The 22,060-nt window shown below is 74.1% G+C and carries 20 protein-coding genes; 15 read left to right on the top strand and 5 right to left on the bottom strand.

Going from position 1 to position 22,060, the window contains the following annotated elements; all coding sequences use genetic code 11:
• Positions 1-52: 52 nt before the first annotated feature.
• The 4 genes from AC07FY_RS17160 (at position 53) to AC07FY_RS17145 (ending at position 5,637) form a co-directional block, all read left to right on the top strand.
• Positions 53-1,627 carry an MFS transporter gene (locus AC07FY_RS17160; RefSeq protein WP_479006784.1) on the top strand — a complete coding sequence of 525 codons (1,575 nt, stop codon included), beginning with the start codon at positions 53-55 and terminating at the stop codon, positions 1,625-1,627.
• Between the two features lie 157 nt (positions 1,628-1,784).
• A complete protein-coding gene (locus tag AC07FY_RS17155) occupies positions 1,785-2,546 on the top strand; it encodes a DeoR/GlpR family DNA-binding transcription regulator (protein WP_479006781.1) in 762 nt (253 codons plus the stop codon).
• Positions 2,543-3,493 carry a 1-phosphofructokinase gene (gene pfkB, locus AC07FY_RS17150; protein ID WP_479006779.1) on the top strand — a complete coding sequence of 317 codons (951 nt, stop codon included), beginning with the start codon at positions 2,543-2,545 and terminating at the stop codon, positions 3,491-3,493. The genes AC07FY_RS17155 and pfkB overlap by 4 nt, the downstream gene beginning before the upstream one ends.
• Before the next feature lie 20 nt (positions 3,494-3,513).
• Complete coding sequence (locus AC07FY_RS17145; RefSeq protein ID WP_479006777.1) at positions 3,514-5,637, top strand: PTS fructose transporter subunit IIABC; 2,124 nt, start codon at positions 3,514-3,516, stop codon at positions 5,635-5,637.
• 106 nt (positions 5,638-5,743) lie between these two features.
• Here AC07FY_RS17145 and AC07FY_RS17140 read toward each other — a convergent pair whose 3' ends face one another.
• Positions 5,744-6,508, bottom strand: coding sequence for a DUF6227 family protein (locus AC07FY_RS17140; RefSeq protein WP_479006775.1), 765 nt, complete (start codon positions 6,506-6,508; stop codon positions 5,744-5,746).
• Positions 6,509-6,691: 183 nt separating this feature from the next.
• On the opposite strand from AC07FY_RS17140, the gene AC07FY_RS17135 reads away from it, so the two are divergent.
• Positions 6,692-7,342: a vitamin K epoxide reductase family protein gene (locus AC07FY_RS17135; RefSeq protein WP_479006772.1), complete on the top strand. Its 651-nt coding sequence runs from the start codon at positions 6,692-6,694 to the stop codon at positions 7,340-7,342.
• An 86-nt stretch (positions 7,343-7,428) separates the two neighbouring features.
• Here the strand turns inward: AC07FY_RS17135 and AC07FY_RS17130 are convergent, their stop codons facing one another.
• Positions 7,429-7,839 carry a rodlin gene (locus tag AC07FY_RS17130; RefSeq protein WP_479006769.1) on the bottom strand — a complete coding sequence of 137 codons (411 nt, stop codon included), beginning with the start codon at positions 7,837-7,839 and terminating at the stop codon, positions 7,429-7,431.
• A gap of 268 nt (positions 7,840-8,107) precedes the next feature.
• On the opposite strand from AC07FY_RS17130, the gene AC07FY_RS17125 reads away from it, so the two are divergent.
• Both AC07FY_RS17125 and AC07FY_RS17120 read left to right on the top strand, forming a co-directional pair.
• A complete protein-coding gene (locus AC07FY_RS17125) occupies positions 8,108-8,521 on the top strand; it encodes a hypothetical protein (protein ID WP_479006767.1) in 414 nt (137 codons plus the stop codon).
• A gap of 142 nt (positions 8,522-8,663) precedes the next feature.
• The gene (locus tag AC07FY_RS17120; protein ID WP_479006764.1) at positions 8,664-8,903 is read left to right on the top strand and encodes a chaplin; all 240 of its coding nucleotides are present in this window, start codon (positions 8,664-8,666) and stop codon (positions 8,901-8,903) included.
• A gap of 68 nt (positions 8,904-8,971) precedes the next feature.
• On the opposite strand, the gene AC07FY_RS17115 is transcribed toward AC07FY_RS17120, so the two are convergent.
• From AC07FY_RS17115 to AC07FY_RS17105, 3 genes are all read right to left on the bottom strand, one after another.
• Positions 8,972-9,316, bottom strand: a complete 345-nt coding sequence (locus AC07FY_RS17115; protein ID WP_479006761.1) for a hypothetical protein — start codon at positions 9,314-9,316, stop codon at positions 8,972-8,974.
• Between the two features lie 175 nt (positions 9,317-9,491).
• Positions 9,492-10,529: a chaplin gene (locus tag AC07FY_RS17110; RefSeq protein ID WP_479006758.1), complete on the bottom strand. Its 1,038-nt coding sequence runs from the start codon at positions 10,527-10,529 to the stop codon at positions 9,492-9,494.
• 388 nt (positions 10,530-10,917) lie between these two features.
• Complete coding sequence (locus tag AC07FY_RS17105) at positions 10,918-11,328, bottom strand: rodlin (protein WP_479006756.1); 411 nt, start codon at positions 11,326-11,328, stop codon at positions 10,918-10,920.
• 579 nt (positions 11,329-11,907) lie between these two features.
• On the opposite strand from AC07FY_RS17105, the gene AC07FY_RS17100 reads away from it, so the two are divergent.
• The 8 genes from AC07FY_RS17100 to AC07FY_RS17065 all read left to right on the top strand — a co-directional run bounded on the left by AC07FY_RS17100 (position 11,908) and on the right by AC07FY_RS17065 (position 22,060).
• The gene (locus AC07FY_RS17100; protein ID WP_479006753.1) at positions 11,908-13,095 is read left to right on the top strand and encodes a glycosyltransferase; all 1,188 of its coding nucleotides are present in this window, start codon (positions 11,908-11,910) and stop codon (positions 13,093-13,095) included.
• Positions 13,092-14,633, top strand: coding sequence for an exopolysaccharide biosynthesis polyprenyl glycosylphosphotransferase (locus tag AC07FY_RS17095; RefSeq protein WP_479006750.1), 1,542 nt, complete (start codon positions 13,092-13,094; stop codon positions 14,631-14,633). Before AC07FY_RS17100 ends, AC07FY_RS17095 begins: the two co-directional genes overlap by 4 nt.
• Positions 14,633-15,994, top strand: a complete 1,362-nt coding sequence (locus tag AC07FY_RS17090; RefSeq protein WP_479006747.1) for an O-antigen ligase family protein — start codon at positions 14,633-14,635, stop codon at positions 15,992-15,994. Before AC07FY_RS17095 ends, AC07FY_RS17090 begins: the two co-directional genes overlap by 1 nt.
• 368 nt (positions 15,995-16,362) lie before the next feature.
• The gene (gene murJ, locus AC07FY_RS17085) at positions 16,363-18,096 is read left to right on the top strand and encodes a murein biosynthesis integral membrane protein MurJ (protein WP_479007100.1); all 1,734 of its coding nucleotides are present in this window, start codon (positions 16,363-16,365) and stop codon (positions 18,094-18,096) included.
• Positions 18,086-18,862 (top strand): polysaccharide deacetylase family protein, encoded by a 777-nt coding sequence (locus tag AC07FY_RS17080; protein WP_479006744.1) that lies wholly within the window; start codon positions 18,086-18,088, stop codon positions 18,860-18,862. Before murJ ends, AC07FY_RS17080 begins: the two co-directional genes overlap by 11 nt.
• Positions 18,859-20,082, top strand: a complete 1,224-nt coding sequence (locus AC07FY_RS17075; RefSeq protein ID WP_479006741.1) for a glycosyltransferase — start codon at positions 18,859-18,861, stop codon at positions 20,080-20,082. Before AC07FY_RS17080 ends, AC07FY_RS17075 begins: the two co-directional genes overlap by 4 nt.
• 59 nt (positions 20,083-20,141) lie before the next feature.
• The gene (locus AC07FY_RS17070; RefSeq protein ID WP_479006738.1) at positions 20,142-20,921 is read left to right on the top strand and encodes a YveK family protein; all 780 of its coding nucleotides are present in this window, start codon (positions 20,142-20,144) and stop codon (positions 20,919-20,921) included.
• Positions 20,918-22,060: a GNAT family N-acetyltransferase gene (locus AC07FY_RS17065; RefSeq protein ID WP_479006735.1), complete on the top strand. Its 1,143-nt coding sequence runs from the start codon at positions 20,918-20,920 to the stop codon at positions 22,058-22,060. The genes AC07FY_RS17070 and AC07FY_RS17065 overlap by 4 nt, the downstream gene beginning before the upstream one ends.

Here is a 22,060-nt window from a genome sequence, read left to right as displayed (position 1 = left end):
TTGCCAGCGATATAGGACACCAACTGACCTACATGGCGTCTAGGTTTCTTCCATGAGCACCGAGACGTCCAAGACATCGCCCGAGAGAGAGAACGGGCCCGTGCGAGAAGAGCGGAACGAAGCGCCCCACGACGTGTCCACCTCGCCCGCTGACCGCCGCCGCTGGCTGGCGCTCGCCATCGTGATGACCGCGACCTTCATGGACCTGGTCGACGTCACGATCGTCAACATCGCGATACCCAGCATGCGCCAGAACCTCGGCGCGTCCACCAGCGCGATCCAGTGGATCACCGCCGGCTACGCCCTCGCCTTCGCCGCGGGCCTGATCACCGGCGGCCGCCTCGGTGACATCTACGGCCGCAAGCGCGTCTTCCTGGTCGGCATCAGCGGCTTCACGGTCGCCTCGCTGCTCTGCGGCATCGCCGAGAACCCCTCGATGCTCGTCGCCTCCCGCCTCCTGCAGGGCGCCATGGCCGCCATGATGGTGCCGCAGGTGCTGGCGATCATCCACGTCAGCTTCCCGCCGCACGAGCGCGGCAAGGTCTTCGGCATGTTCGGCGCGGTCGTCGGCCTCGGTGCGGTCTCCGGTCCGATGCTCGGCGCGCTGCTGACCGAATGGAACCTGTTCGGCCTCGAATGGCGCCCGATCTTCCTGATCAACCTTCCGGTCGGCATCGCGGCCGTGATCCTCGGCCGCATGTTCATCAGCGAGTCGAAGGCCCCGAAGGCCCTGCGCCTCGACCTCGTCGGCGTCGTCCTCGCGACCCTCGCCCTGGTCATGCTGATCTTCCCGCTCACCCAGGGCCGCGAGCACGGTTGGCCGCTGTGGGGGTTCCTCTGCATGATCGCGGCGCCGTTCGTCTTCGCCGCGTTCATCGGCTACGAGAAGTACAAGATCAAGAAGGACGGCTCCCCGCTCGTGGAGCTCTCCCTCTTCCAGGTCAAGAGCTTCGCCGGCGGTATCGCCGTCCAGCTCACCTTCGGCATCGCGACCGGCATCTTCTTCCTGGTCTGGACGCTGTACATGCAGATGGGCCTGGGCTGGAGCGCCCTGCGCGCCGGCTGCACCGGCATCCCCTTCTCCCTCGCCGTCTCGGGCGCCGCGGGCATCTCGGTGCAGAAGCTCGTGCCGCGCTTCGGCCGCAAGGTGCTCCAGGCCGGTGCGCTGGTGATGGCCGCGGGTCTGCTCCTCTACATCTGGGAGTCCGAGCACTACGGCATGGGCATCACCTCCTGGCAGATGGTCGCCCCGCTGGTCCTCATGGGCATCGGCATGGGCCTGATCGTGGCCCCGCTCAACGACACGACGCTGTCCGAGGTGCCGCGCGAGCACGCAGGCTCGGCCTCCGGCCTGATCAACACCACGGGCCAGATGGGCAACGCGCTCGGCCTCGCCCTGACCTCCGTCGTCTTCTTCGGGCTGATCGAGAACGACATGGACTTCGGGCCGCCGTACGTCGAGGCATTCCGCGGCGCGCTGTGGTGGGTCGCCGGCGTCATGCTCCTGATCTTCGCGGTGATGTTCATGCTTCCGCGGAAGCCGATCCCGATGGAGCAGCGCGAGGGCGGCTCGGAGCACCCGGCCACGCTCGCCGTGACCGACCCGGAGAAGGTCCCGGCCGGCTAGGACTTCCCCGGCCACGGCGCCAGGGCTTTCGGCCCGACATCACGGACATGCCCGCCTCTCCACGGCGGGCATGTCCGTTTCGCTTTGTTTCACCCGCCTGTCAGGCGTACTGTGGACCACAGCCACACAGTCGGGCATGGAACGGACGTAAAACCACATGTACGCACCGGAGCGCCAGCAGGAGATCCTCCGCCTCGCCCGTGAGGCGGGCCGGGTCGATGTGCTCTCCCTCGCCGACCGGTTCCAGGTCACCGCCGAGACCGTGCGCCGCGACCTGACGGCCCTGGACCGGGCCGGCCTGGTCCGCCGCGTGCACGGAGGGGCCATACCGGCCGGCCGCCTCGACTTCGAGCCGGACCTCAGCGAGCGCGAGGCCACCGCCGCCGACGAGAAGGACCGGATCGCGGCCGCCGCCCTCGCCGAACTCCCCGACGGCGGCAGCATCGTCCTGGACGCGGGCAGTACGGTCGGCCGCCTCGCGGCGGCCGTACCCGTCGACATCGCGCTCACCGTGGTCACCCACGCGCTGCCGGTCGCCGCCCGGCTCGCCGACCACACCGGCATCGACCTCCACCTCGTCGGCGGCCGCGTCCGCCACCGCACCCGCGCCGCCGTCGACGCCTGGGCCCTGCGCGCCTACGCGGAGATCCGCGCCGACGTGCTCTTCCTGGCGACCAACGGCTTCACCGCCCGCGGCGGCCTGACCACCCCCGACCTCGCCGAGGCCGCCGTGAAGCGGGCCGCGATGGCCGCCGCCCGGCGCGTCGTGCTCCTCGCCGACTCGGCGAAGGCCGGACAGGAGCACTTCGCGTGCTTCGGTTCCTTCGCGGACGTCGACCTGCTCATCACCGACGCGGGGCTGGACCCCGCCGACAAGGCGGCCATCGAGTCCGCCGGTACGGAAGTCGTGCTCGTATGATCCTCACCGTCACCCCCAACCCCTCCCTCGACCGGACCTACGAAGTCCCCTCGCTGGAGCGCGGCGAGGTGCTGCGCGCCACCGGGGACCGGGTCGACCCCGGGGGCAAGGGCGTCAACGTCTCCCGGGCGGTGGCCGCCGCCGGTGTCCGCACGACGGCGGTCCTCCCGCTCGGCGGCGCCCCGGGCACCCTGCTCGCCGAACTCCTCGTCGCCCAGGGCGTGGACGTCACCGTCGTCACGATCGCCGGCGAGACCCGGGCGAACATCTCGCTCGCCGAACCGGACGGCACCCTCACCAAGATCAACGCGCCCGGCCCGGAGCTCACCCCCGCCGATTCCCTCCTCCTCCTGGACACGGTCCGCACCTGCTCCGGTGCCGCCTCCTGGATCGCCTGCTGCGGCAGCCTCCCGCGGGGGCTGGGCCCGCAGTGGTACGCCGACCTCGTGATCCGCGCCCACGAGGCGGGCGCCCGGATCGCCCTGGACACCTCGGGCCCGGCCCTGCTGGCGGCGCTGCCCGCCCGCCCCGATGTGGTCAAGCCCAACGCGCAGGAGCTCGCCGAAGCCGTCGGCCGCCCCCTCGCCACCCTCGGCGACGTGGTCAAGGCGGGCGAGGAACTGCGCTCGCTGGGCGCGGGCGCCGTCCTGGCCTCCCTCGGCGCCGACGGCCAACTGCTGGTGTGCGCAGAGGGCAGCCACTACGGCACCGCGCACGTCCCGGCGGTGCGCAGCAACGTCGGTGCGGGCGACGCCTCGCTGGCCGGGTTCCTGATCGCGGGAGGCGCCGGCCCCGAGGCCGTCGCCTCCGCCCTGGCCCACGGAGCGGCCGCGGTCCAGCTCCCCGGCAGCGCCATGCCGACCCCCTCCGACCTGCGCCCCGACGCGGTCCGGATCACCCAGGACCTTCCCCTGGACCTCCCCCTGTCCGACCCCGCCACGGCCTGACGCGAGCGAAGGAACCCGCGATGAGCGAGATGATCACCCCCGAACTGGTCGACCTCGACCTGTCCGCCGACTCGAAGGAAGCGGCGGCGCGGGCCCTGGCCGAACGCATGGTGGACGGCGGCCGGGTCACGGACCTGGACGGCTTCCTGGCGGACGTCTCCGCGCGCGAGGCCCAGATGCCGACCGGCCTGGAGGGCGGCATCGGCATCCCGCACTGCCGCAGCGCCCACGTCACGGCGCCCACCCTCGCCTTCGGCCGGTCCCGGTCCGGCATCGACTTCGGCGCCCCCGACGGCCCCGCGGACCTGATCTTCCTGATAGCGGCCCCGGCCGGCGCGGACGACGCCCACCTGTCGATCCTGTCCTCCCTCGCCCGCCGGCTGATGAGGCCGGAGTTCGTGGCGGCCCTCCGCGAAGCCGCCGACCCGGCGGAAGCCGCCGCCCGGATTTCCGGCGAGCCGGCCCCCGCCCCCGCGGCCGGGCCCGCCAACGGGACCGCCGAACCGGCCGTATCCACCGCCCCGCCCCTCCCCGAAACCGGGACCGGGACCGAAACCAGGGCCGGGACCGGGGCCCGGACCAGCGCCGAACCCCCCACCCCAGACGCCGACGGGGCTGTCCTGCCAGCCCCTCCGGCGGTGGACGCGCCGGGGGAGAGCGGCGCGGGGCGGCCCTTCCGCGTCGTGGCCGTCACCTCCTGCCCCACCGGCATCGCCCACACCTACATGGCCGCCGAGGCACTCCAAGGGGCCGCCGCCGAGGCCGGGATCGACCTCCGCGTCGAAACCCAGGGGTCCGCCGGCTTCACCCGCCTGACCGCCGAGGACATCGCGGCGGCCGACGCCGTCGTCTTCGCCCACGACGTCCCCGTCCGCGACCGGGACCGCTTCGCCGGCAAGCCCACCGTCGACACCGGTGTGAAGGCCGGCATCAACCGCCCCGCCGAACTCCTCGCCGAGGCCCGCGGCAAGGCCGCCCGCGGCGAAGTGGACGACCACGCGCCGACCCCGGTCGAGCGGGCGGGGGAGGAGGCCGACGGCTACGGGGCCAAGCTGCGCACGTGGCTGATGTCCGGCGTCAGCTACATGGTCCCGTTCGTCGCCGCCGGGGGCCTGCTCATCGCCCTGGCCTTCGCCATCGGCGGGTACGAGATCAACACCGCCCCCTCCGTCGCCGAGCACTTCGTCTGGACGGAGTCGGCGAGCTGGGCGGCGCTCCTCTTCCAGACCGGCGGCCTCGCCTTCGGCTTCCTCGTGCCCGTCCTCGCCGGATACATCGCCTACGGCATGGCCGACCGCCCCGGCCTCGTACCCGGTTTCGTCGGCGGCGCCGTCGCCCTCACCATCGACGCCGGCTTCCTCGGTGGTCTCATCGCGGGCCTCCTCGCCGGCGGCACCGTCCTCGCCGTCCAGCGGCTGAGGATCCCGGCCCCGCTGCGCGGGATCATGCCCGTCGTCGTCCTGCCGCTGATCGGCTCGGCCGTCACGGCGTTCCTGATGTTCCTGGTCGTCGGCAAGCCCGTCGCCTCGCTGCAGCGGGCCCTCACCGACTGGCTGTCCGGTCTCTCCGGTGCCAACGCGGTCATCCTGGGCGTCGTCCTCGGGCTGATGATGTGCTTCGACCTCGGCGGCCCGCTCAACAAGGTGGCCTACGCCTTCGCCATCGGCGGCCTGGCCACCCCCAACGAGGGGAGTCTGAAGGTCATGGCCGCCGTGATGGCCGCCGGCATGGTCCCGCCGCTGGCGATGGCCCTGGCCACGACCGTCCGCGGCCGGCTCTTCTCCAGGACCGAGCGGGAGAACGGGAAGGCCGCCTGGTTCCTCGGTGCCTCCTTCATCAGCGAGGGCGCCATCCCCTTCGCCGCGGCGGACCCGCTGCGGGTCATCCCCGCCGCGATGGCCGGCGGAGCGGTCACCGGCGCCCTGTCGATGGCCTTCGAGTGCACCCTGCGGGCCCCGCACGGCGGCGTCTTCGTGATCCCGCTGATCGGCAACCCGCTGCTCTACCTGACCGCCATCGCCGCCGGCACCGTCACCACCGCCGGCCTGGTCATCCTGCTCAAGGGCCTGCGCAAGCCGGCGCCGACCCCGGCTACGGCGACCGAGCCGGCGACGGACCCGGCCGGGGTCACCGCCGCGGCCTGAGCGAGGCGGCCCCCGGCGCCGGGGGCGGCCGTGACGGCCCGCCCCCGGAAACCGGATCCGGCTGCGTGCCCCGCCCTCCGCCGCCGGCGGGCGGGGGGCCGCGACCTCACCGCACCCGCAGCTCCATCGCCTCCCGCGCGGCCGCCTCGCTCTCATACACCTCGCACATGTGCCGCCCGTCCGGCGTCGCCGTGTGCTCGACCTCCCACAGGCTGACCTCCTGGCCGTCCAGCAGGACGAAGGCGTGCTCGTACAGGCTGAAGCCGGCCTCCCGCCCGCCCGCGGCGCAGGGCCGCCCGCCGAAGGACTGCGTGATCCGGTGGGCGTACGCCGACCGCAGCCGCGCCGCGACTCCCTCACCGGGCCGGTCCGCGTTCTCCGCGCGCCGCAGTACCCGCCGGGCGTGGTCGGCGGACTGCTCCACCGCGTACTCCCGGTGCGGCCGCGGCGAGGCGGAGGCCGCGAAGAGGGCGGTCAGCGCCGCCACGTCCCCACCCGTCTCCCCGTCACCGGACAGGAGCACCTGGTCCGAGGCGGCCTCCGACGCGGACTCACCGAACAGCCGGGCGACGGCCAGGCAGGTCTCCGCCCTGCTCACGAAGAGCTCGTGGCGGACCGTCCGGTCACCCTCCTGCCGGTACACCAACTCCCACAGTGCGGCCGAGCCGCCGTCCGCCAGGAGGTAGGTGTGCTGGTGCATCTCCCGCCAGACACCGGTTGCCGGGCTGTGGCGCGTGGTGTAGAGGCAGGAACTGTGGGCCAGTGCCGTGCCGAGGCGCTCGACCAGCCGGTCGGGCAGGTCGAAGGAGTTCAGGGCGCGGCCGAGGAGCCGGCCGAGATGTGCCTCGGTTGTCTCGTACGGATCGCTCACGGTGGGTCTCCAGGCCGTCGCAGCTCGTCACTTCACGGACGCTCAACGTAACCCCCGGGTCTGACATCACGTCCGGGATTCGGTAAAACGTCCGGGAAGCAACGGGGGTTCCCGCCACACCTTCAGGTCAACTTCCGTACAGATGGGCATGGTTAGGGCGGCTCTGGGGGGAAGCGCGGGACTATGGCCGGCATGGCAACGAATACACTGGACGTACCGCGCCAGCAGGGGCAGCCCCCCACCCGGGCCGAGAGCGAGCCGGGCGCCGCACCGAGGGGGTTGGCCCGGCTGCTGGTCGCCACCGGGGCAGCGGGGGTGCTGGCCTCCTGGGTGATCACCCTGGACAAGTTCCTCCTGCTGGAGGACCCCGACTTCAAACCCGCCTGCAGCCTCAATCCCGTGGTCTCCTGCGGCAGCGTGATGAAGAGCGACCAGGCGGCGGCCTTCGGCTTCCCCAACCCCCTGCTCGGACTGGCCGCCTACGCCGTCGTGGTCTGCGTCGGTGCGGGTCTGCTGGCGGGCGCCCGCTACCGCGGCTGGTTCTGGCTGGGTCTGAACGCCGGAACCCTCTTCGGCGTCGGCTTCTGCGCCTGGCTGATGGTCCAGTCGCTGTACGAGATCCACGCCCTGTGCCTGTGGTGCTGCCTCGCCTGGGTGGCGACCCTGCTGATGTTCTGGGCGGTCACCGCGCACAACGTCCGTACGGGGGTGCTGCCTTCGCCCCGTCCGGTCCGCGTCTTCCTCACCGAGTTCGGCTGGGCTCCGCCCGCGCTGCACATCGGGGTGATCGCCATGCTCGTCCTCACCCGGTGGTGGGACTTCTGGACCGGCTGAGGGAACGGCCGCGCGCGAGAGGGCCCCGGCAGCTGGCGGCTGCCGGGGCCCTCGTCACTTCGCTCCACGGGCATGGGGCCCGGCGGTCAGCTGCCGGAGGAGAGGTTGCCGGAGAGGACCGGGATGTTGTCCAGGATGTGGGAAAGCGACTCGTCGCCCTTCGCCTGGGTGCTGTTCTCGGTGCACTGCTGGTTCATCGGGTTGGACAGGACGTTGATGTCCTGGACGCCGACGTTGACGAGCGCGACCAGCGACTGGGCGTTGACCTTGACCGGCAGGCCGACACAGGGCTTGTTCAGGGTGCCCTGGACGAGGCTGAGCTGCGGGCTCATGTCACCGGCGGTGCTCTGGTTGCCGTAGACCTGCGAAGAGCCGTTGCCGTTCACGGTGTTGACGCCGTTGTCGTTGCCGATGGCCATGGCCGGGGCGGCGGCGGCAGCGCCGGCGCCGACGGCGACGGCGGAGACAGCGGCGGCGGTCATGAACTTCTTGAACATCTTGATCCTTCTGTCGCACGAGTGCCCGCTAATGGAGCGCCCTGGTCAACTGCCCCGCCGAGGGGTTGGTTCCGGTGCTTCACTCAAACGGCCCGTGCGGGGCGAGGTTTTCCCCGGCCCGGGTGAGGAACCCCCGGACGCGTGCGCGAAGCCCGTACGCAGCGCGCAGTCCGCCTGCCTCCGGTTGCGCTCCGTGCGAGGCGTTCGCACGGTGGGTGAGGGAGCGGATCGTTCGGTCCGCATCCGCGCGACCACAGAAGGAACATCCATGCACTCCACGAAGCCGTCCCGCGCCCGCCGCGCCCGTCTCCTCGTCCCGTCGGCCCTGGCCGTCGTCATACTGACCGGCGCGGCGGCCCCCGCGAGCGCCGTGGAAGGGGACCGCGCGGCCGCCCGGCAGCAGCTCCAGTCCCAGCAGCGCGCCGCGGCCGGCCCCATCGACGACCTCGTCAACGGCCTCCTCGAATCCATCAAGGCGCTGCTGCCCGCGGGCGTCACCCTGCCGGACATCAAGATCCCGGAGATCAAACTCCCCGAGATCAAGCTGCCGGAGATCCCCGGCGTGGAGCTCCCGGAACTGCCGGCGCTGACGCCGCCCACGCTGCCGGCCCCGGCGGCGCCGGTGGACACCGTGCCGGAACTGCCCGGCATCGAGATCCCGGAAATCCCGGACCTTCCGTAACGTCCCAGGCCGCTCGCGGTTACGACGATTGAGCTGAACAGGTCTGATCGCGGGTGGAACCGTGTCGTCTGGGAAGATGGACCGTTTCGCTCGATGTGAGCCCCGGATCGGGGCAGAACGTCGAACAGAAGGTGCACTTCCCATGAACTCTGCCAAGAAGGCCGCTCTGGTCCTGGCCACCGCTGGTCTCGCTGCGGCCGGCGCCGCCGGCTCCGCCGTCGCCGACGCGTCGGCCGAGGGCGCGGCCGTGGGTTCCCCCGGTGTCCTCTCGGGCAACCTGGTCCAGGTCCCGGTCCACGTGCCGGTCAACGTGTGCGGCAACACCGTGAACGTGATCGCGCTCCTGAACCCCGCGTTCGGCAACGTCTGCGTCAACGACTGACGTCGGCTGTACGACGACTGTGGGCGCCCCGGCCTCGCCGGTGGCGCCCACTGTCACATCCGGACCGCTCAGCGGCCGCCGCCGTTGAGCTGGACGCCGCCGAGGAGCGGCGACGCCTGGGTGACGCCGTTCGCGATGCCGAGCACCTCCCCGGGCACGTTGTTGCGGGCCTGGTTGACCCGCTGGACGGTGCCGAGGACGGTGTCGACGTGCTCACCCTGCTCGGCCAGTCCGGCGCCGGCGATCTGCGGGAGCTGCTCCGAGACCGGGTTCACGGCGTCGGTCACCGTGGCCGTGCCGCTCGTAAGGCTCGTCGGCACGGTGGGAGGGGCCTCGGCGGCGAAGGCGGGGGCGGAGGCGCCGAGGGCGGCGACGGAACCGGCCACGACAGCGGCGACCTTCGTGAGCTTCATTATCGAAATCCTCTGCTTTTCGTAAGTCGGACATCGGCGGCGGCATCGCGCCGCTTTCGCCCTGCGTAACGATCCCCCGCCGCTCGGGAAACGCGAAGCGCGGGTACATGACAGCGGCCGGAGAATCCGACAAGGGATTCTCCGGCCGATATCTCTTCGCCTTATCGGGGTGTCCTCAGGCCGCGCGCGACCGCCGGTACAGGATGGCGCCGCCCAGGAGGAGCGCGGACGCGAGGGCCGCCGCGGCCGCCGGCTGACCCGCCCCGGTCTCGGCCAGCACGGGCGCGGTCACCTGTGCGGGCGCGGGGAGGGGAGCGGGAGCCGGGGCCGGGAGCGGCGCAGGTGCCTCCTCGACCGGGGGCAGGTGGACGGGCGTGTCGCCGGCGGGGGCGGCCGGGGGCTGGTCGGCCGGCCGGACGACCTCCGGTGCCGGCCGTTCCACGGGCTGGCTCCCGTGCGGCGGCCGGGGCGCTTCCTCCTCCACGACGGGGGCCGGTGCGGGAAGCGTCACGGGCGCCTCCTCGACCGGGACGGGGAGCGGCGCGGGTGCCTCGCCGACCGGGGCGGGAAGCGGCGCGGGCTCCTCCTCCGGGAGGGGCTCCGGCCCGGGCGCGGGGGTGGGCAGCGGGGCCGGGTGCTCCTCGACCGGCTCGGGCATCGGGTGCGGCTGCTCGGGCGCAGGCGGCCCGTGCTGGGCCGGCGGAGCGGGCGCGGGGTGGTCGTCGCACTCCTCCTCGCCCTCCTCCCGGCCCGGACCGCCGTAACCGCCCCCGGGCCGCGGCTCGTCCTGGCGGGGCTTCGCGTGCCGCGGCCCTGCGGATCGGGGCTGCTCCCGGAGCTGCTCCGGGAGCGCGTGCCGCGGTCCGGGGCGCTCCTCGAGGTAGCGCTCGAACGCCTCGGCGTTCTCGGGACTGAGGTAGCGGGCGGGGTCGTGGCCGTCGGCGGTGTGCGAGCCGGTCGAGGTGACGCAGGTGTTCCCCATGGAGGGGTTGAGGGCCGCGCCCGCGTCCACGCCGTTGCCGCACACGTTCGGCGCGAAGGTGACCGGTACCGAGACGCTGTTGCCGGCCAGCACACCCGGAGAGTGCGAGGCCTCGGCCGTCGCCCCCGGGTGCGCGTAGGCCGCACCGGTCGCGATGGACAGCAGGCTCGACGCCGCCGCCGCCGTCAGCATGCCCTTGCCCAGTACCTGTCGGCTCAGTACCTGTCGCATGGGTCCTTCCCTGTCTCCGGCGCTGGCGCCGGTGCTGTATCGAAGGTGGCCCCGGAGTGCACCGCCGTGCACTCCGAGGCCACCCCGAGGAGGTCTGCCCCTGTGGGCGGGGCCGCTTCGCCGGCGGCTGTCGCCCCGGACATCACCGAACGCGGGGTTCGGCGGTCGGCCGTCTGCTTTTCCGGTCGCTCCCGCAGCGGTCTGTCCACTGCGGAATTACCAACGAGTGGCCGGGGCAAAAGAAACCGGACATCCCCGCCGGTGACCCCGCCGAATTCCCCAGCAGTCCCGTGAATTCCGGGAGCGTGGAAATCGGCGTGCCATTCGCGCATTCACGCGGCGAGGCCGCCGCGACCCGAAGGTGCGACGGCCTCGCGGGGTCCTTCGGTCAGCTGCCGTTGGAGACGTTGCCGGAGAGGACCGGGATGTTGTCCAGGATGTGCGAGAGCGGCTCGTCGCCCTTGGCCTGGGTGGAGTTCTCGGTGCACTGCTGGTTCATCGGGTTGGACAGGATCGGGATGTCCTGGACGCCGACGTTGACCAGCGCCAGCACCGACTGCACGTTGGCCTTGGCGGGCAGGGCGATGCAGGGCTTGTTGAAGGAGCCCTGGATCAGCGCCATCTGCGGGCTCATGTGGCCGTAGGTGGCCTGGTTGCCGTAGATCTGCGAGGCACCGTTGCCGTTCACGGTGTTGATGCCGTTGTCGTTCCCGATGGCCATCGCCTGCGGCGCCATGGCGGCGCCCATGCCCACGACCGAGGCCGCAACCGCTGCCGTGGCCATCATCTTCTTGATCATTGTCGTCCCTTTTTTGCAGGATTGCCCGGTACTGGAGCACCTGGAACAACGGCCCGGTCCCGGCCGGGGTTGCGTAGCTTCACCCGGATGCCGACGTTTCGGACCTTGCGGTTGACGCTCAGGCGTTCCCGCTCCTTTCCGGTTCGAACAATGGTGCAAGCCATAACGACCCGCCCGCTGTAGGGGTGCGTGGCATCGCCCAAAAGGCCGTACGAGCGAGTCCGACGTGATTTCCAGCCCGATTTCTGACAAAGTGCACTCCTGTTTTCTTTCCTTGATCGAAATCGGAGACGGGGTCATGGGTTCCTACCGCAGAATCCTCGGCACACTCGGTCCGGCGTCCCGCCCGGCCTTGAATTCCACGATCAAGAAATGCGGACGGCAAACGTCCGTACGACAGCCTGATGATATGAAGAATCTCGGCTGGCCATGATGCGGACCTTTTCGACCTGAGCCCCGCCCTGCCCGGCGGCGCCCGCCATCCGAGCTTCGGGTCCACGGGCGAAAGCCAGGGTCATTTCCTCGGCGTGCTCTTCGTCCGGACGGACGCGCGCCGCTGAACGCAGGAGACCACTCCACGTGCCCACACAGCCATGGGCGGCACCGCCCACGACCGTCCTCCACCTCGCGCAGCCCGTGGACGGCGGTGTCGCACGGGTCGTCACCGATCTCGTGCGCGCCCAGAGCGCCGCGGGTCTGCGCGCCGTCGTCGGCTGCCCGCCCGGCGGAACGCTCGCCGACGCCGCCCGGGAAGCCGGCGCCGAGGTCCTCACCTGGCGCGCCGGACGGTCCCCCGGACCGGGCCTCCCCGCCGAAGTGCTCGGGGCCCGCCGGCTGCTGCGCCGCGTCCGGCCCGACCTCCTGCACGCCCACAGCGCCAAGGCAGGGCTGGCCGGCCGGCTCGCCGCCCGCGGCGCTGTCCCCACCGTCTTCCAGCCGCACGCCTGGTCCTTCGACGCCGTCGGCGGGGCCACCGGCGCACTCGCGCTGCGCTGGGAGAGGTACGCCGCCCGGTGGGCCGGGCGGGTGCTCTGCGTCAGCGAGGCCGAGCGCCGCGCGGGCGAGGCCGAGGGGATCACCGCCCGCTGGTCGGTCATCCGCAACGGCGTGGACCTCGACCACTTCCGGCCCGGCGACCCGGACCCCGACCAGGACAAGGCCCGGGCCCGCGCCGGCCTGCCGCTGCCCGCCGCCTTCCGGGGGGACGGGCCGCTCGCCGTCTGCGTCGGCCGGCTCTGCCCCCAGAAGGGCCAGGACATCCTGCTGCGGGCCTGGCCGGAACTGCTCGGCACCGTCCCCGGAGCCCGCCTCGCCCTCGTCGGCGACGGCCCCGACACCGAACGGCTGCGCCGCACCGCCCCCCGCGGCGTGCTCTTCGCGGGCGCCGCCCAGGACATCCGACCGTGGCTTCGAGCCGCCGATCTCGTTGTACTGCCGTCGCGGTGGGAAGGCATGGCGCTCGCCCCGCTCGAAGCCATGGCCTGCGGCCGCCCGGTCCTGGTCTCCGACGTCAGCGGTGCCCGGGAGAGCCTGCCGCCCGGCCAGGGACGGCTCTGCCTGGTGCCGCCGCAGGACCCGACGGCGCTGGCCAAGGCCCTGGGACGGCTGCTGGCCGAACCGCGGCTGCTCGCCGACCTCGGAGAGCAGGCCCGGCAGCACGTGCGGACCGACTTCGACGTACGGCGGACCACGGACGCGGTCACCGGCCTGTACCACGAACTGCTGGGCAGGCCCCGGCCCTCGAACCAGGAGCGCATCAGCCGATGACGATGGACAGCGCACCCGCCCGGCACACCGCGCAGGGCGGCACGGGGCCGACCGGCGGTGCCTTGGCGCCCGCGGCGGGCACCGCGGCACGCCGTACCGCGACCGCCATCCACCCGCCGCGCGGGGCCAGGGCCGGCCAGGCCCGGCCCGCCGTACGGCTCCGGCGGGTCCGCCGCCGGGACGGGGTCCTCCCGCTGCTCACCGTTGACGTGCTGGCCGCCGTCCTCACCGTGGCGGCCCTGTCCGGGGCCGCTCTGCCCGGCGCGGCGGCCCTGCCGGCCGGTGCGGCCGTGCCGCTCGCCGCCCTCCTCGCCGGGCTGCACGCGCAGGCCGGGCTCTACCGGCCGCGGCTCGCGCCGTCCGCGCTCCTCGAACTGCCCGCGCTGGCGGGCCGGTCCCTGGTCCTGTGGTGCGGCGCGGCCGCGGTCTTCGCCGCGGTGGAGCCCGGCCGGGCGCTGGGCTGGAGCGCCCTGCTGACGGCCGTGTGCCTGCAGGTCGTACTGGCGTGCGCGGGACGCGGGTCCGTCAACCACGTCCGGCGCCGCACCCGCGTCCGGCGGCCCGCCTCCACCCTCGTGGTCGGACCCGGCGGCGGCGCGGGCGCGGTCGCCGCGGCCCTGCACGGCCGCCCCGAGTACGGGCTGCGCCCGGTCGGGCTCGCCGACACCGGGACCCCCGCCGACGCGGACACCGGCACCCTGCCGGTGCTCACCACCCACGAGGACGTCCGGCGCGCGGTCATCCAGAACTCCGTGCTGCACGCCGTCTTCACCCGCCCGCCGGAGGCCGACGAACGCACCGCCTCCCTGGTCCGGCTCTTCCACGACCACGGCTGCCGGCTGTGGCTCGCCGACCCGGCCGGTACCGCCAAGGTCACCGGGATGCGGGTGGCGCACCCCGCCGACCAGCTGTGGGGGTACGCCGTCCAGCCCCTGCTGCCCCGCCCCGCCCGGCCGCTGGAGCGCGTGGTCAAGCGGGGCCTCGACGCCCTCCTCGCGCTGGTGGCGCTGGTGGCCGCCGCGCCCGTGATGGCCGCCTGCGCGCTCGCCGTACGGATCTGCGACGGGCCGGGGGTGATCTTCCGGCAGGAGCGGGTCGGCCTGTACGGGCGGCCCTTCACCCTGCTGAAGTTCCGGACGCTGCGCGCCGACGCGCACGAGTCCGCCACCCGCTGGACGGTGGCGGGCGACCGGCGGATGAGCCCGGTCGGCTCCTTCCTGCGCAAGTCCTCGCTGGACGAGCTGCCGCAGCTGTGGAACGTCGTGCGGGGGGACATGAGCCTGGTCGGGCCGCGCCCCGAACGGCCGTTCTTCGTCGCCAAGTTCTCCACCGTCCACCCCGGCTACGAGGCCCGGCACCGGATGCCCGTCGGCATCACCGGCCTGGCCCAGATCAACGGACTGCGCGGGGACACCTCCATCGAGGACCGGGCCCGCTTCGACAACCACTACATCGACACCTGGTCGCTGTGGCAGGACCTGTGGATCCTGGCCCGCACCGCCGCCTCCTTCTTCCGCTTCCGGCTGGGGGGCAGCTGATGAGCCTCGCGGTGTCCCCGGCCGGTCTCCGGTACGCCGTGCCGCAACCGCTGCGGCGGCACTGGCCGCTGCTGCCGCTCGCCGCGACGGTGCTCCTCCTGCTGGCCCCGCTCCCCGCCGGCGACGTGACGGCCTCCGGGAAGGTCGGCCCCGCCGACGCGGCCTCGCTGCTGCTGGTCCTCGTCTGCGCCGTGCAGGCGCTGCGCGGGCGGGTGCGGGGGCTGCCGCCGCTGGGCGTGCTCGTGCTCGGGACGCCCGCGGTGGGGCTGGCGGTCGCGACGGTGACCGCCGGGGACCCGTACGCCGCCCTGCCCGGCTTCGTGCGCTACCTCCAGGTCTTCGTGCTCGTCCCGGCAGCCGTGGTGCTGCTGGTCCGCGACGCCGGGGAGTTCCGGATCGCCGCCGGGTGCTTCGTGGTGCTGGCGCTGGTCCAGGGCGCGGTGGGGGGCGTGCAGTACGCGACCCGCACCGGGGCCTCCTACCAGGGCGAGGACATCCGGGCCGTGGGCACCTTCGGCCCCGGTGACGTCATGGGCATGGCCACGGTGGTGGCGTACGGGCTGGTCGTGGCGACGGCCGCCGCGCTCGCGCCGGGGCTGCCGCGGCGGGTCCGGCGGATCGCCGCGGGCTGCGCGCTCGCCCTGGTGGTGCCGCTGGTGCTGTCCTTCAGCCGGGGCTCGTGGATCGCCACGCTCGGCGCGACGGTGCTGGTGATGCTGCTCGCCGGGATCCGCCGGGCGCTGAAGGCGCTGCTCGCGCTGGGCGCCGCCGGGGTGGTCCTGGTGGGCGGCCTCGGGGTCGGCTCGGAGATGGTCGCGGAGCGGTTGACCTCCATCACGCAGGTCTCCAGCGCCCCCGACCAGTCGGTGACCGACCGCTACACCATGTGGGCGGCGGCCGAGTCGATGTGGCGGGAGCGGCCCGCGGTGGGGGTCGGGCTGAAGGGCTTCCCCGCCCACCGGGATGGGCACGCCACGCTGGGCCTGTCCTCGGGCAGTGACACCGCCGGCGCGGGCCGGGGGTACGTCCGCCAGCCGCTGCTCTCCCCGCACAACATGTACCTGCTCGTCCTGAGCGAGCAGGGGCTGGTCGGGCTGGTCGCCCTGGTGGGCGGCTGGGCCGTGCTGCTGGTCGCGGGGGTGCGCCGGCTCGCTCGCGGCGAGGCCCGGCGGATCCGCGACTGCGGGCTGATCGCGACCGGGCTGCTCGTGTGGCAGCTGACCGACTTCCTGTACGCGGACATCGGCGGCCCGTCCACCGTGCTGACCGGAGTGATCATCGGCCTGGCCGCCTGGTGGGCCCTGCCGGCCGCGGCCTCCCGGCGGGGCGGGCCGGTACCCGACGGTTCGAGCGGCCTGTGACCGACTCGACGCCACGACGGCCCGCCCCCGGCCCTCCGCCCGGGACGGGCCCCGCCCATGTCCCGGCCGTCCCCGCCGCCCCCGGCCCCGTGCCGGACCCCGCCGCGGTCCGCCCGGCGTTTGCCGAACCGCTCCTCCCGGGCCCGGCCCTGCCCGGCCGGCCCGCGCCCCCGGCGGAGCAGGGGACCGGTGCGGAGGGCCCGGCGGTGCGGGATCCCGGGTTCATCGCCGGGGCGGTGCCCGGGGGCGCCGGGCGGGGAAGGGTGCGGGTGGCGGCGTACGCCACCGGGGGACCGCCGCGCGGATCCGGCGGGACGCCCGCCGCGCCGGGCGGCAGCGGCTCGCCCGGCGGGTCCACCGATGCGGGGCTGCCCGGCGCGGGCCTGCCCGGCGCGGACGGCCCTGCCGCCGGTCGTGCCGCCGGTCGTGCCGCGGCGCGCCATGCCGGCCCGGGCCGCCCCGCGGCGCCCGCCTCCCCCGGGGGGAGCGGGCCGCCGCTCGGCCGGTTCCTGGCCAAGGCCGCCGCCGTCACCGCCGGACTGACCGCCGCCGGAGCCGTGTTCGGGCTGGTGCGCGACCAGACCATCGCCCACCTCTTCGGCGCCGGGCACGCCAGCGACGCGTTCCTGATCGCCTGGACCGTGCCCGAGATGGCCTCGACGCTCCTCATCGAGGACGCCATGGCCCTGCTGATGGTGCCCGCCTTCAGCCACGCCCTGGCGCGGCGCTCGGCCGGCCGGGCCGGGCTCACCCGGATGGAGGCCCGCGCGCAGGACCCCGTACGCCTGCTCGTCGGGGCGACGCTGCCCCGGCTCCTCGTCTTCCTGGCCGCGGTGGCCTCGGTGCTGATCCTGGCCGCGCCGCTCGTGGTCGCCGTGCTCGCGCCCGGCCTGCCCGATCCGGAACTCGCCGTGCAGTGCACCCGGCTGACGGCGCTGACCGTGGTCTCCTTCGGCGTCGCCGGATACTTCAGCGCGGCGCTCAGGGCCCACCGGTCCTTCCTGCCGCCCGCCGCGATCTACGTCTCGTACAACGTCGGCATCATCGGCACGCTGGTCGCGCTGCACGCCCTGTGGGGGGTGCGGGCCGCCGCCGCCGGGGTCGCCGCCGGCGGCCTGTTGATGGTCCTCGTCCAACTGCCCGCCTTCATCCGCAACGTGGGCTTCGGCCAGCCCCGGGCCAAGCGCGCCCCCCGCTGCCAGCGCGACCGCGACCGCCCGACCCTCATCGCGTTCGCCGTCATCGCGCCCGTCATCTTCTTCGCGGTGTTCCGGCAGTCGCAGGTGCTCGTCGAGCGGTTCCTGGCCGCGTCCCTCCCGCCGGGGGCGATCTCACACCTCAACTACGCGCAGAAGGTCGCGCAGATGCCGATGGTGCTCTCCCTGATGATCTGCACCGTCACCTTCCCCGTCGTCGCCCAGGCGATGGCCGGCGGGGAGCGCGAGAAGGCCCGCCGGCGCGTCGAACAGGACCTGGCACTGGCCTGCCTCGCCGTCCTGATGGGCACCGCGCTCGTCATCGGCTACGCCCCGCAGATCATCGAGGTCCTCTTCGAACGCGGCGCCTTCACCCACCGGGACACCCTCGCCACCGCCTCCGTCATGCGGGTCTACGCACTCGGACTGCTCGGCCACTGCCTCGTCGGCGCCCTGTCCCGGCCCTTCTTCTCGACCGACCGGCCCACCTGGTTCCCGGCGCTCGCGATGGGCGCCGGACTGCTCGTCAACATCGTGGCCGGAGCCTTCGCCGTCGGCTGGTGGGGCACCTACGGCATCGCTGCCGCCAACGCCCTCGGCATCTCCACCACCGCCGTCCTGCTGCTCACCGGCCTCGGCTCACGGATCGTCCCCATCCACGGCCGCCGGGTCGCCGTCAGCATCGGCCGGCTCGCGGTGTCCTCGGCCGCCGCCTGCGCCACCGGCTGGATCGCCGGACCCATGATCCCCGACCCGCTGCTCAGCGCCGGTCTCGGCTGCCTGCTCGTCCCGGTCATGTTCGGGGCCGCCGGCACCGCCATACGCGCGCTCGAAGTCACCGCCCTGCCCGGTCAGATCGACCGGTTCACCTCCCAGTTCACGCAGAGGTTCCGCAATGTCCGCTGACACCGACACGGCGCCCGCCGCCGTGGTGGGCCCCACCCGCCGGACCGCATCGCCGTGGGTCCTGATGTACCACTCCGTCGCCGAGTTCACCGACCCCGCGGAGGACCCGTACGGGATCACCGTCACCCCCCGCGTCCTGGAGGCCCAACTGCTGTGGTTGCGCTCCCGCGGGCTGCGCGGGGTGTCCGTCGGGGAACTGCTGCGGGCCCGGGCGGCCGGAGGCGGGGCCGGGCTCGTCGGTCTGACCTTCGACGACGGCTACACCGACTTCCTGACCCACGCGCTGCCCCTGCTGCGCCGCCACGACTGCACCGCCACCCTCTTCGTCCTGCCCGGACGGCTCGGCGTGGACAACGTCTGGGACCCGCTCGGGCCGCGCAAGTCACTGCTCACCGCCGAGGGCATCCGCGAAGTCGCCCGGTCCGGCCAGGAGATCGGCTCGCACGGGCTGCTGCACCAGGACCTCACCGCGGCCACCGACGAGGTGCTCCAGCAGGAGCTGCGGGGCAGCCGCGACCTGCTGCGCGAGCTCACCGGAACCCTGCCCGAGGGGTTCTGCTACCCGTACGGGCACCTCGACGCCCGGGTGGTGGCCGCCACCCGGGCCGCCGGGTACGGCTACGCCTGCGCCATCGACCCCGGCCGGCTCACGGGCCCGCACGCCCTGCCCCGCACCCATGTCAGCCAGGCCGACGGGGGTACGCGGCTGCGCGTCAAGCAGGTCCGCCACCAGGTGCGCGAGCTGCGGCGGGTGGTCCTGCCGTGAAGGCGCTGCACATCATCACCGGACTCGGCGTCGGCGGCGCCGAGCAGCAGCTGAGACTGCTGCTGCGGCACATGCCGATGCGCAGCGACGTCGTCACGCTGACCAACCCCGGGCCGGTCGCCGAGGGCCTGCGGTCCGACGGGGTGCTGGTCGTGCACCTGGGGATGCGGGGCAACCGGGACCTGGGGGCGCTGCCGAAACTGGTGACGTTCATCCGGCGGGGCCGCTACGACCTCGTGCACACCCACCTGTACCGGGCCTGCGTCTACGGACGCCTGGCGGCCCGGCTCGCCGGCGCCGGGGCGGTCGTGGCCACCGAACACTCCCTCGGGGACGCCGAGATCGAGGGCCGGCCGCTGACGGGCGGGGTGCGCGCCCTGTACCTGGCGAGCGAGCGGCTCGGAGCCGCGACGGTGGCCGTCTCGGACACCGTCGCCGCCCGGCTCGAGGGGTGGGGGGTGCCGGCCGGGCGGGTGCACGTCGTACCGAACGGGATCGAATCGGCCCGCTTCCGCTTCGAGGACGGCGTCCGGCGCTCCACCCGGGCCCGGACCGGGCTGCCGGAACGCGCCTTCGTGGTGGGCGGGGTCGGCCGGCTGGTGCCGGGCAAGCGCTTCGACGTCCTGGTACGGGCCGTGGCCGCGCTGCCCGGCGCGCACCTGCTGCTGGCCGGGGACGGACCTGAGCGCGCGGCGCTGCGGCTGCTGGCCGCGGAGCTGGGCGCGCAGAGCCGGATCCACCTGCTGGGCGAGCGGGACCCGCTGGGTGACAGCGCGGACGGCCGCACCCCGGGGATCCCGGCACTGCTGGCCGCCATGGACGTCTTCGTCTCGCCCTCGCGGGAGGAGGCCTTCGGGCTGGCCGTGGTCGAGGCGCTGGCCGCCGGGCTGCCGGTGCTGCACGTCACCTGCCCCGCCATCGACGACCTGCCCGCCGCGCAGGCACCCGGCGCCCGCCGCATCGGCACGGACACCGACGAGCTGATCACGGCCCTGCGCGGCCACCTGGAGGCGGGGGCCCGCCGGCTGCCGCCGCCGCCCGTGGTCCGCCGCTACGACATCGCGCGCAGCGCACGGCAGCTGCTGGACGTCTACGACCTCGTGCTGTCGGCCGCGCCGGGCCCGGCCAGGCCGCGTACGGGCGCGCCGCGCCCACCCGGGGCGCTGCCCCCGGAGCCGAGGTCCAGGGCGGCCGACGGGGCCGGACGCGCCCGGCGGTGACGAAGCCGGCCGATCCCCTGCCGACACCCCTCCCCTCCACCCAGGAAGTGACCACGCCCATGGCCGACCGCGCCGACGAGAAGCAGTCCGACACGACGTCCGAGAAGACCTCGGTGCACACGGCAGAGAAGAGGGCCGACCACCGGTCCGGGAGGCGCCGGCTGAGGCGCCGGCTGGCACCGCCCCCGGCGTGGTGGCCGCTGCCCGCGTGCGCCCTGCTGGGGCTGGCCGCGGGTGGGGCGTACGGAGTGCTCAAGGCGCCCGAGTACGCCGCCACCAGCTATGTCGTGGCCGTGCCCGACGACACCACCGACCCGGCCACCGCCCTCGGCTTCGCCCAGGCCTACGGCCGCATCGCCACCAGCAGCTCCACCCTCGCCTACGCCCAGCCCCGCGCGGGCGTCGACGCCCGCCGGCTGCGGACCCAGGTGCGGGCCGAGACCTCGCCCGAGTCGCCCATGATCGCCATCACCGGTACCTCCAAGAGCCCCGCCGGAGCCGCCGACATCGCCAACGCCGTCGCCGACGCGCTGTCCCTGAGCGGCAATCAGGCCGCCAAGAACACCGGCGTGCAGCTGCTGCCGTTCAACCAGGCCGTGGCCCCCACCGACCCCGCCTCCCCCTCCGCCGGGATCAGCGCAGCCGTCGGGATGTGCGCCGGCGGCCTGCTCGGCGGGCTCTGGCTGCTCGCCCGGCCGGCCCGGCGCAGGGAGCAGGGGCACGGGCGTACGGGGCCGGGGGCGCGGGCGGCGGGGCGGCCGGCGGCCGGTGAGGAGTACCCCTGCCTCCCCGCTCAGGGTGAGCACGCCGAGACCAAGGAGAAGGAGTCGGTGCGATGAGCGCGGGCACCGCCCCGGCCCTGTCGGTGACCCTGTGCCGCGACTCCCGGCAGTTCGCCGCGCTGGAGGAGCAGTGGAACCGGCTCGTCCGTGCCTGCCCCACGGCGACCCCCTTCCAGAGCCACGCCTGGCTGCACTCCTGGTGGCTGTCGTACGGGAAGGACGGCCGGCTCCGGATCGTCCTCGTGCGGCGCGGGGAGGAGCTGGTCGGCGCGGCCGCGCTGATGCTCGTCCACCGGCCGCTGCCGCTGCTGGTGCCGCTGGGCGGCGCCATCACCGACTACTTCGACGTGCTGGTGTCCGCCGAGTACACCGACCAGGTGGTCCCGGCGCTGGCCCGCGGACTGCACCGAGCCGCCCGCGGGGCCGTCGTCGACCTGCGCGAGGTCCGCCCCGGGGCCGCCGCAGAGGCGCTGCCCAAGTACTGGCCCGGGGTCGGCGCCCGGCTGGTCGACTCCACCTGCATGGAGCTGCCCGCCCTGCCCTTCGAGGAGCTGGTCAAGCGGATGCCGGCCTCCGGGGCCCAGCGGGTCCGGGCCAAGCTCCGCAAGACCGACGCGGCCGGGATCGAGGAGCACGAGGTCGGCGAGCAGGAGGTACCGCGGGCCGTACGGACCCTGCTGCGGCTGCACGAGAAGCAGTGGCGCGGCCGCGGGGTGACCCCCGAGCACCTCAGGCCCCGCTTCGCCGAACACCTGACCCGGGCCACCCGGCGGATGGTGCGGACGGGGGAGGGGCGGCTGACGGAGTTCCGGCTGGACGGCGAGGTCGTGGCGGCCAACGTCACGCTGCTGTCGGCCCGGCTGAGCGGCGGCTACCTCTACGGCGCCGATCCCGACCTGCGCGCGCGCAAGGTGGACGTGGCGACGCTGCTGCTGCGCCACGAGGCGGGGCGGGCGCTCGCCGAGGGCCGGCCGGTGGTGAGTTTCCTGCGCGGCAGCGAGCCGTACAAGAACCACTGGCGGCCCGAGACCGTGGTCAACCAGCGGTTCCTGCTGGCGACCAGCGCGCTCGCGCCCTTGCTGCGGCTGCACGAAGCGCAGATCACGGGGCGCGAGCGGGCGGTGGACGCACTGCGGGAGGCGCTGCCGGCCGCCAGGGACTGGCGGGCCCGGCTCAACGAACTGCGGGTGCGATGA

The organism is Streptomyces sp. NPDC045967, assembly GCF_056430495.1.
The sequence above is the reverse complement of the archived record's forward strand: the minus strand, read 5'-3'. Positions and strand labels throughout refer to the sequence as shown.

Bases quoted from the DNA above. Each gene is read 5' to 3' on its own strand.
- AC07FY_RS17160 (WP_479006784.1), top strand. From the start codon at position 53: ATGAGCACCGAGACGTCCAAGACATCGCCCGAGAGAGAGAACGGGCCC.
- AC07FY_RS17155 (WP_479006781.1), top strand. From the start codon at position 1,785: ATGTACGCACCGGAGCGCCAGCAGGAGATCCTCCGCCTCGCCCGTGAG.
- pfkB (WP_479006779.1), top strand. From the start codon at position 2,543: ATGATCCTCACCGTCACCCCCAACCCCTCCCTCGACCGGACCTACGAA.
- AC07FY_RS17145 (WP_479006777.1), top strand. From the start codon at position 3,514: ATGAGCGAGATGATCACCCCCGAACTGGTCGACCTCGACCTGTCCGCC.
- AC07FY_RS17135 (WP_479006772.1), top strand. From the start codon at position 6,692: ATGGCCGGCATGGCAACGAATACACTGGACGTACCGCGCCAGCAGGGG.
- AC07FY_RS17130 (WP_479006769.1), bottom strand. From the start codon at position 7,839: ATGTTCAAGAAGTTCATGACCGCCGCCGCTGTCTCCGCCGTCGCCGTC.
- AC07FY_RS17125 (WP_479006767.1), top strand. From the start codon at position 8,108: ATGCACTCCACGAAGCCGTCCCGCGCCCGCCGCGCCCGTCTCCTCGTC.
- AC07FY_RS17120 (WP_479006764.1), top strand. From the start codon at position 8,664: ATGAACTCTGCCAAGAAGGCCGCTCTGGTCCTGGCCACCGCTGGTCTC.
- AC07FY_RS17115 (WP_479006761.1), bottom strand. From the start codon at position 9,316: ATGAAGCTCACGAAGGTCGCCGCTGTCGTGGCCGGTTCCGTCGCCGCC.
- AC07FY_RS17110 (WP_479006758.1), bottom strand. From the start codon at position 10,529: ATGCGACAGGTACTGAGCCGACAGGTACTGGGCAAGGGCATGCTGACG.
- AC07FY_RS17105 (WP_479006756.1), bottom strand. From the start codon at position 11,328: ATGATCAAGAAGATGATGGCCACGGCAGCGGTTGCGGCCTCGGTCGTG.
- AC07FY_RS17095 (WP_479006750.1), top strand. From the start codon at position 13,092: ATGACGATGGACAGCGCACCCGCCCGGCACACCGCGCAGGGCGGCACG.
- AC07FY_RS17090 (WP_479006747.1), top strand. From the start codon at position 14,633: ATGAGCCTCGCGGTGTCCCCGGCCGGTCTCCGGTACGCCGTGCCGCAA.
- AC07FY_RS17080 (WP_479006744.1), top strand. From the start codon at position 18,086: ATGTCCGCTGACACCGACACGGCGCCCGCCGCCGTGGTGGGCCCCACC.
- AC07FY_RS17070 (WP_479006738.1), top strand. From the start codon at position 20,142: ATGGCCGACCGCGCCGACGAGAAGCAGTCCGACACGACGTCCGAGAAG.
- AC07FY_RS17065 (WP_479006735.1), top strand. From the start codon at position 20,918: ATGAGCGCGGGCACCGCCCCGGCCCTGTCGGTGACCCTGTGCCGCGAC.